Annotated in this window: 7 protein-coding genes; 6 read left to right on the top strand and 1 reads right to left on the bottom strand. The window is 73.5% G+C overall.

Annotated features, from left to right (window positions below; all coding sequences use genetic code 11):
• Positions 1 to 194 precede the first annotated feature (194 nt).
• From ACFYPM_RS32105 to ACFYPM_RS32080, 6 genes are all read left to right on the top strand, one after another.
• Positions 195 to 962 carry an SDR family oxidoreductase gene (locus ACFYPM_RS32105; protein WP_387205152.1) on the top strand — a complete coding sequence of 256 codons (768 nt, stop codon included), beginning with the start codon at positions 195 to 197 and terminating at the stop codon, positions 960 to 962.
• Positions 963 to 1,062: 100 nt separating this feature from the next.
• On the top strand, positions 1,063 to 1,674 hold the full coding sequence (locus ACFYPM_RS32100) for a TetR/AcrR family transcriptional regulator (protein WP_387205155.1): 612 nt from the start codon (positions 1,063 to 1,065) through the stop codon (positions 1,672 to 1,674).
• Between the two features lie 80 nt (positions 1,675 to 1,754).
• Entirely contained in the window at positions 1,755 to 4,523 is a 2,769-nt protein-coding gene (locus ACFYPM_RS32095) for an AAA family ATPase (protein WP_387205149.1), read from the top strand.
• Between the two features lie 50 nt (positions 4,524 to 4,573).
• The gene (locus ACFYPM_RS32090; RefSeq protein WP_387205146.1) at positions 4,574 to 5,722 is read left to right on the top strand and encodes an acyl-CoA dehydrogenase family protein; all 1,149 of its coding nucleotides are present in this window, start codon (positions 4,574 to 4,576) and stop codon (positions 5,720 to 5,722) included.
• A 17-nt stretch (positions 5,723 to 5,739) separates the two neighbouring features.
• The gene (locus ACFYPM_RS32085; protein WP_387205143.1) at positions 5,740 to 6,201 is read left to right on the top strand and encodes a MaoC family dehydratase; all 462 of its coding nucleotides are present in this window, start codon (positions 5,740 to 5,742) and stop codon (positions 6,199 to 6,201) included.
• Positions 6,202 to 6,591: 390 nt separating this feature from the next.
• On the top strand, positions 6,592 to 8,034 hold the full coding sequence (locus ACFYPM_RS32080; protein ID WP_387205140.1) for an endo-1,4-beta-xylanase: 1,443 nt from the start codon (positions 6,592 to 6,594) through the stop codon (positions 8,032 to 8,034).
• Positions 8,035 to 8,120: 86 nt separating this feature from the next.
• Here ACFYPM_RS32080 and ACFYPM_RS32075 read toward each other — a convergent pair whose 3' ends face one another.
• The gene (locus tag ACFYPM_RS32075) at positions 8,121 to 8,345 is read right to left on the bottom strand and encodes a hypothetical protein (protein WP_387205137.1); all 225 of its coding nucleotides are present in this window, start codon (positions 8,343 to 8,345) and stop codon (positions 8,121 to 8,123) included.
• Positions 8,346 to 8,553 lie beyond the last annotated feature (208 nt).

The following is an 8,553-nucleotide window of genomic DNA, read 5'->3' as shown; positions in this document are numbered from 1 at the left end:
CCCGCGGCCCGCGGCCGCCACCCCCCCCCCCCCCCCCCCCCACACCCCCCCCCCCCCCCCCCCCCCCCCCCCCCGCGGCCGCGGCGGGCGCCCCCCCCCCCCCCCCCCCCCCCCCCCCCCCCACGGCTGCGCGTCCCCGGCGGTGTCCCGGAAGACGTTGACCGACACCGATCGCCGCTCCTACTATCTGCACTGTGAATGCATATTCGGGCCGGCTTGCGGGCCGTGTCGCCATCGTCACCGGCGCCAGTCGGGGGATCGGCCTGGCCATCGCCGAACGCCTCGTCGCCGAGGGTGCCCGGGTGGGCGTCACCGCCCGACACCCCGAGGCGCTGGCCGAGGCGGTCGCCGCCCTCGGCGGGCCGGAGCACGCCCTCGCGGTGCCGGGCCGCGCCGACGACCCCGAGCATCGAGCCGCCGCGGTGCGTCAGGTTGGCGCGACGTTCGGGCCGGTGGATCTCCTGGTCAACAACACGGGCATCAACCCGGTGCACGGTCCGCTGCTCGGGCTGGACCCGGCCGCCGCCCGCAAGATCCTGGACGTCAACCTGGTCGCCACCCTCGGCTGGGTGCAGGAGGCCTGCGCCGCGGGCATGACCGAGCGCGGCGGCTGCGTCGTCAACGTCTCGTCGATCGCCGGTCTCGCGCCGTCGCCGGGCATCGCCTTCTACGGCGTGAGCAAGGCCGCGCTCAACCACCTCACCGCCAGTCTCGCGGTGGAGCTGGGGCCGACCGTCCGGGTCAACGCGGTCGCCCCCGGTGTGGTGAAGACCCGCTTTGCCGCCGCGCTGTACCGGGGGCGGGAGGAGGAGGTCGCCGCGCACTACCCGCTCGGACGCCTCGGACTGCCGCCGGACGTCGCGGGCGCGGTCGCCTTCCTGGCCTCCGACGACGCCGCCTGGATCACCGGGCAGACAGTCGTCTGTGACGGTGGCGTCTCGCTGACGGGTCGAGCCGGATGAGCAGGCCGGCGGTCGGCCCGGGGTCGCTGATCACCGCCTGTCTAGACTCGTCGGTGCGTCGGGAGGCGCCGTGGCGGTGAAGGGGCGGGGGCGGGGGCGGATGGACGGGGTCGAGGTCGCGAGCCGGGTCGACGGGCGTACCGCTCGGGCCGAGCGCACCCGCGCGGCCATCGTCGAGGCTCACCTCGCGCTCATCGGCGAGGGGGATCTGCGCCCGACCGGGGAACGCATCGCCGATCGGGCCGGCATCTCGCTGCGGACGCTCTGGACCAACTTCAAGGACATGGAGACACTCTTCGAGGCCAGCGGCGCGGAGGTGCTCCGGCAGCAGGACGCCGCCCATCGGCCGATCTCTCCCGGGCTGCCGCTGGCCAAGCGGGTCGACGCGTACTGCCGGCAGCGGGCCCGGTTGCTCCAGCTCATCGCGCCGTCGGCGCGGGCCGCCCAGATGCGCGAGCCGGTCTCCGAGCAGCTGCACCGCAACCGCCTCAAGCACATCGAGCGGGTCCGCGACGAGGTCGCCGAGCTCTTCACCGTCGAGCTGGCCGCGGCCGGGCCGGGGCGGGAGCAGTTGCTCAACGCCCTGGTGGCGGCGAGCACGTGGCAGGCCTGGTCGATGCTGCGCTACGGGCTCGGGCTGGGCGTGGACTCGGCCCGCGCCGTGATGGCCCGGACGGTGGGCGCGCTACTGGCCGAGGTCGCGGCCGACTGATTCCGGCTCGGCCCGATATCGCCCCTCTTTCCATTCGGTTACCGATGAGTGACACTTCATGCATGGTTACTGCATCGAGAGTGCAACTAACCCCCCTGCGTGGCCGGGACGACGAATGCCGCGCCGTCCGGGGCCTGCTCGACGGCGTGACCAACGGTGGCGGTGCCCTGCTGCTGCACGGTGAACCGGGATCGGGCCGTACCGCGCTGCTCGGCCACGCCCATCTCCACGCCGAGGGCCGCACCGTGCTCGCCGCGAGCGGACTGGCCGAGGAGGCCGCGCTGCCGTACGCGGGTCTGCAACGACTGCTCGACCCGGTGCTGCACCACGCCGCGGCCCTGCCAACGCCGCAGCGCGACCTGCTCCGGCGGGCACTGGGCGGGGACGGTTGCCCGGCCCATCGTCGGCTGGCCCTGTCGATGGCAGTGCTCGGGATCCTCGCCGACGGGGCACGGGACCGCCCGCTGCTCGTCACCATGGACGACGTGGATCGGGGCGACCCACTGACCGGGCAGGTGCTGGCCGTCGTGGCCCGCCGGCTGCGGCACCTACCGATCGTCGTCCTACTCACCGCGGACGTCGGGGTCACGATCGACGGGATACCGGCGCACCGCCTCCGGCCGCTCGACACGCGCAGCAGCGTCGCCTTCCTCACCGACCGGTTACCCGAGCGGCCCCCCGCGTCGGTGGTGACCGCCCTGGCCGCGATCGGCGGCGGCAACCCGCAGGCCCTGGTGGACCTCGCCGAGGTGCTCAGCCCGGCCCAGTGGCGGGGCGAGGAGCCGCTGCCCGCCGCGCCGCCGGAGGATGGCGGGCTGGGCCGCGCGTACCGGGCACGGCTGGACCGGTTGCCGCCGGACACCCGGCGGATGCTGCTGCTCGCCGCGCTCGACCAGGACGGTGCGCCCGGCACGCTGATCCGGGCCGCCGGAGCCGCCGGCACCGAGATCGAGGCCCTCGCCCCGGCGGAGGTCGCCGGCCTGGTCCGCGTCGAGCCGCAGGGCGTCACATTTCCCCAACCGTTGGTTCGCACGATGATCGTGGCCAGCGCGCCGCTCGCCGAGCGCCGCGCCGCACACCGGCTGTTGGCCGGGGTGCTGAGCGACGACGGGCAGCGGCTGCGCCGGGCGATGCACCTCGCCGCCGCCACGGCAGGTGCCGATCCGGCCCTGGCCGCGGAGTTGGAGGAGGCGGCCTCGGGCGGCACCGGTGGCTGGGCCGTCGCCTCGGAGGCGCTGCGCTGGGCCGCCGACCTCAGCAACCATCCGACCCAGACGGCCGTCCGGCTGCTGGGCGCCGCCCAGTACGCCTGGGCCGGCGGGCAACCCGAGGTGGCCCGGCTGCTGCTCGACCGCCTGCGTGGGGTCTGCACGGACCCGACCCTGCGGGGCCGCGCCGACCTGCTGCGCGGGGAGTTGGAGCTGCGCTGCGGCGCGGCGTCGGGTGCCTCGGCCCGACTGCTGGACGCGGCCGCGGCGGTCGCCGACACCGACCGGTTCCTGGCGATGTCCGGGCTGGTACGAGCCGGTGAGGCCATCTGCTTCGCCGGCGACCAGTACCGGTACGCCGAGGTCGGTCGGCGGGCGCTGGCCCTACGGCGGTCGACCGACCCGCCGGCGATGGAGCTGATGGGCAGCCTGGTCACCGGGGTGGCGGCGACCCTGCGGGGCGACCACGAGCGGGCCGGCCCGACGCTACGCCGCGCCGTCGTGCTGGGTGCCCGGTTGAACGGGTCGGCGATGACTACCACCGCGCTCACCTGTGCGGCGGCGGCCGGCCTGGTGGTCGCCGTGGACGGCGCGGCGCACCGGCTCGCCGAGCGCGCCGTCGCGTTGGCCCGCGATCGGGGCGAGTTGTCCATGCTGCCGCGGGCGCTGGAGCTGCGGGCGATCGCCGAGTACTGGCAGGGCCGGCACGAGGCGGCTGCGGAGACCTCCCGCGACGGACTGCGGGTCGCTCGCGCCACGGGTCAGGTCAACTGCGCCAACGTCCACCTGGGCCTGCTCGCGGTGCTCGCCGCGATCCGCTCCGACCGCGACACCAGCCTGCGGCAGATCCGTGAGATCGGCGAGTCGCCGACGCCGGGCAGCCGTCCACACGCGCTCGCCGGGTGGGCGCTGGCGGTGCTCGACCTCATCGACGGACGGCACGCCGAGGCCGCGGACCGGCTGGCGTCGCTGGCTCGGCTCGGCACCGGTCGAGGTCAGGTCCTGGTGCAGGTGATGGCGACGCCGTACCTGGTGGAGGCGGCGGCGCACCTCGCACACCGACCGGCGGCCGCGGCCGCGCTCACCGTTTTCGACAGATGGGCCAGCAGCACGGCGAGCCCGCTGCGCCGGGCCCTGTCCGCCCGGTGCCACGCGCTGCTCGCCCCCCGGGGCAGCGCCGAGGCGGAACGTAATTTCCAGGCGGCGCTACGGCTGCACCCGACGGAGGCCGGCACGTTCGAGCTGGCCCGCACCGAGCTGCTCTTCGGCCAGGAGTTGCGGCGCAGCCGACGCCCACGTGACGCGCGTACGCACCTGCACCAGGCCCGGGAGACGTTCAGCCTGCTCGGGGTGGCGTGCTGGGCTGAGCGGGCCACCTCGGAGCTGCGGGCCGCCGGAGAGTCGGTCGGTCCGCCGGACCTGCCGGCGGCGCGGCTGCTGACCGGCCAGCAACTGCGGATCGCGGAGCTGGTCGCGGAGGGTGCCACCAACCGCGAGATCGCGGCCCAGATGTTCCTCTCGATCCGCACGGTCGACCATCACCTGCGCAACGTGTTCCACCGCCTCGGCATCCGCTCGCGGACCGAGTTGGCCCGCGCGTTCGCGGGCGAGCGGCACGCCGGGCTGGCCTCCGACCGGTGACCCGGGGTCCGCTCTGGACGGCATAAACTATCACCGCTAGTTTAAAGGCCATGGACCTCACCCTCACCGCCGAGCAGGCCGCGGTCCGCCAGCTGGCCGCCGAGTTCGCCGACCGTGAGTTGGTGCCGCACGCTGCCGTCTGGGACCGGCGCGAGTCGGTCGACCCCGCCGTCGTCGGCATGCTCGGCGACCTCGGCTTCCTGGGGCTGACCATCGCCGAGGCCGACGGCGGTTCCGGTGGCGACCACCTCGCCTACTGCCTGGTCCTGGAGGAGCTGGGCCGGGGCGACTCGGCGGTGCGCGGCATCGTCTCGGTCTCTCTCGGCCTGGTCGCGAAGTCGATCGCCGGCCACGGCACGGCCGAGCAGCGGGCCGAGTGGCTGCCCCGACTCTGCGCCGGCACCGCGCTTGGCTGTTTCGCGCTGACCGAGCCGGACAGCGGTTCGGACGCCGCCGCGCTGCGGACCCGCGCGGTCCGTGCCGGCACTGACTGGCTGCTCACCGGCACGAAGACGTTCATCACCAACGGCACCACCGCCGACGTCGCGCTGGTCTTCGCCCGCACCGGCGGCCCCGGGCACCGTGGCATCAGCGCGTTCCTGGTGCCCACCGACAGTCCGGGGCTGACCCGACGGGAGATCCACGGCAAGCTGGGCCTGCGCGGCCAGGCCACCGGGGAGTTGAGCCTCGACGGGGTACGCGTGCCCGACGCCGCCCGCCTCGGCGACGAGGGCGGCGGGTTTCGGCTGGCCCTCGCGACCCTCGCCAAGGGCCGGATGTCGGTGGCGGCCGGGTGCGTCGGCATCGCCCAGGGCTGCCTCGACGCGGCGGTCGGCTACGCCGGGCAGCGCACCCAGTTCGGCAAGCCCATCGCGGGGCACCAACTCGTGCAACAACTGCTCACCGCGATCGCCGTGGACACCGCCGCCGCCCGGCTGCTGGTGTGGCAGGTGGCCGACCTGATCGACCGGGACCAGCCGTTCGCCACCGAGGCGTCGATGGCCAAGCTCTTCGCCAGCGAGGCCGCCGTCCGCGCGGCCAACAACGCGGTCCAGGTCTTCGGCGGGTACGGCTACATCGACGAATACCCGGTCGGCAAGTACCTGCGTGACGCCCGGGTCGCCACCCTCTACGAGGGCACCAGCCAGATCCAGCAACTCCTCATCGGACGCGCGCTCACCGGCGTCAACGCCTTCTAGTCTCCGGGAGACCTGACATGCGAGTCTTCAGCTCGGTCGAGGAACTGGCCACCGCGGTCGGCGAGACCCTCGGACCCGGTCCGTGGGAGCGGATCGAACAGAGTCGGGTCGACCTCTTCGCCGACGCCACCGACGACCACCAGTGGATCCACCTCGACCCGGTCCGGGCCGCGGCGGGCCCGTTCGGCGGGACCGTCGCCCACGGCTACCTGACGCTGTCGCTGCTGCCGGCGCTGGCCGGCCGGCTCTACCGGGTGGAGGGGGTGGCGATGGGGGTCAACTACGGGCTGAACCGGGTCCGCTTCCCCGCCCCGGTGCGGGTCGGCGCCGCCGTCCGGGCCGCTGTCACATTCGCCGAGGTGTCCGCGGTGACCGGGGGCGTGCAGGTGGTCGCGACGGTCACCGTGGAGAGCGACAGCGGCGGCAAGCCCGTCTGTGTGGCCGAGACCGTCAGCCGGCTCTACCACGCGACGAGTTGATGAAGGTCGAGACGGGCAGGTAATTCCTCGTCCAGGTCGTCGTTGCGGCGCTCCTGCCTTGCGGAGAAGTTCCGGAACTTGTGGACCTCACGCCTCCGCTGCCCCGCCCCGCCCGTCGACTCCCTACCTCGCGCTCCCGCCAACCAGGCGCCCACCAGGACAGTTGTCTGGCCGGCAGCGGAACGGCGTCCCGCGGGTCTCGTAAAACTTCCGGAAATCGTTGCTCGTCAACCGGTGGCGCTGACATACTCCACATCCATCGGAATCGATGATCGAGGGTTACGTCTCTTCCCGGGCGTCCCGGTGTACGTGGTCTCGACCCGATACCCCACCACCCACCGGGGTGCTGCGTCAGACACTCCATCCCGGGTCCCACCGGAAGGAAGAGACATGACCGAGAGGTGCCACGGGGACACCCGCTCACCGGCGGGCCCACGAGCGCGTACGGCTATCGTCCTCGCCGCCGCGGCTCTGCTCGCCGCGACAGGTGCCGCGTTCCTGCCGAGCACGGCGAGCGCCGGAACCACCCTGGGCGCGTCCGCCGCCGAGAAGGGTCGCTATTTTGGCACGGCGGTGGCCGCGAGCCGGTTGAGCGACAACGCGTACACCACGATCCTGAACCGTGAGTTCAACATGGTCACGGCCGAGAACGAGATGAAGATGAACGCCACCGAGCCGCAGCAGGGCCGGTTCAGTTACGGCGCGGCGGAGCAGATCGTCAACCACGCCCGCAGTCGCGGGATGAGCGTGCGGGGTCACACCCTCGCCTGGCACTCGCAGCAGCCCGGCTGGATGGAGAGCATGAGTGGCAGCGCGTTGCGGCAGGCGATGCTCAACCACGTGACGCAGGTGGCCACGCATTTCCGCGGTCAGGTGGTGGCGTGGGACGTGGTGAACGAGGCGTTCGCCGACGGAAGTTCCGGCGGCCGTCGCGACTCGAACCTGCAGCGCACCGGCAATGACTGGATCGAGGCGGCGTTCCGGGCGGCGGATGCGGCGGATCCGAACGCGAAGCTGTGTTACAACGACTACAACACCGACAACTGGACGCACGCCAAGACCCAGGGTGTCTACAACATGGTGCGGGACTTCAAGGCCCGTGGAGTGCCGATCGACTGCGTCGGCTTCCAGTCGCACTTCAACAACAACTCGCCGTACGTGAGCAACTACCGCACCACGTTGTCGAGCTTCGCCGCGTTGGGCGTGGACGTGCAGATCACCGAGCTGGACATCCAGGGGGCTCCGGCGAACACCTACCGCAGCGTGGTGGAGGACTGCATGGCCGTACCCCGCTGCAACGGGATCACGGTCTGGGGCATCCGCGACAGTGACTCGTGGCTGGCCTCGCAGACCCCGCTGCTGTTCAACAGCAACGGCTCCAAGAAGCCGGCGTACGACGCCGTACTCGCCGCGCTGAACAACGGCGCCGCGGTCCCGACGACGGCTCCGCCGACCTCCGTCCCGCCGACCTCCGTCCCGCCGACCTCCACGCCGCCGACCTCCGCGCCGCCCACCACCGCGCCGCCCACTACCGCGCCGCCCACCACGCCGCCGCCCGGCGGCGGTTGCACCGCGACGCTGCAGGACAGCACCCGGTGGGGCGACCGGTTCAACAGTCAGGTGACCGTCAGCGGGGCGAGCAGCTGGAGCGTCGTGGTGGCTGTCACCCCGCCACAGAAGGTGTCCGCCACCTGGAACGGCAGCCCCACCTGGGACAGCAGCGGAAACGTCATGACGATGCGGTCGAACGGCAGCGGCAACGTCTTCGGCTTCACCACGATGGCCAACGGCAACTGGACACGTCCACAGGTGCTTTCCTGCACCGCCTCCTGAGCACCACCGCACGCTGACGGGGCGGCGACGGATTCCGTCGCCGCCCCGTTCTCCGTGACCAGATCGGGTCCACAGGCTGGCCGACGTCAGCTCAGCGCCGCCGCCTTGCCCAGGAGCACCGAGCGCTTCCGCTGGTTGTCGCACAGCCGGGCGGCCAGCTCCAGCTCGGCGCGCGCTTCCGTTCGGCGGCCGAGGCGGGTCAGTAGCTCACCGCGTACGGTCGGGACCAGGTGCGAGCCGGGGAGCCGGTTCGCGGCGACCAGCTCGTCCACGATGGCCAGGGCTGGTGCGGGACCCGATGCCATGGCCACGGCGACGGCCGTGGGGGGGGGGGGGGGGGGGGGGGGGGGGGGGGGCCGCCGCCGCCGCCCGGCGGGGGGGGGGGGGGGGGGGGGGGGGCCCCCCCGGGGGGGGGGGGGGGGGGGGGGGCCCCCCACGGGGGGGGGGGGGCCCCCAGGGGGGGGGGGGCGGGGGCTAGGTCAGAGCGGCTCGGTGACGAAGTCGATCAGGCGTTCCATC

The organism is Micromonospora sp. NPDC005203, from assembly GCF_042872705.1.
Lineage (GTDB): Bacteria > Actinomycetota > Actinomycetes > Mycobacteriales > Micromonosporaceae > Micromonospora.
The sequence above is the reverse complement of the archived record's forward strand: the minus strand, read 5'-3'. Positions and strand labels throughout refer to the sequence as shown.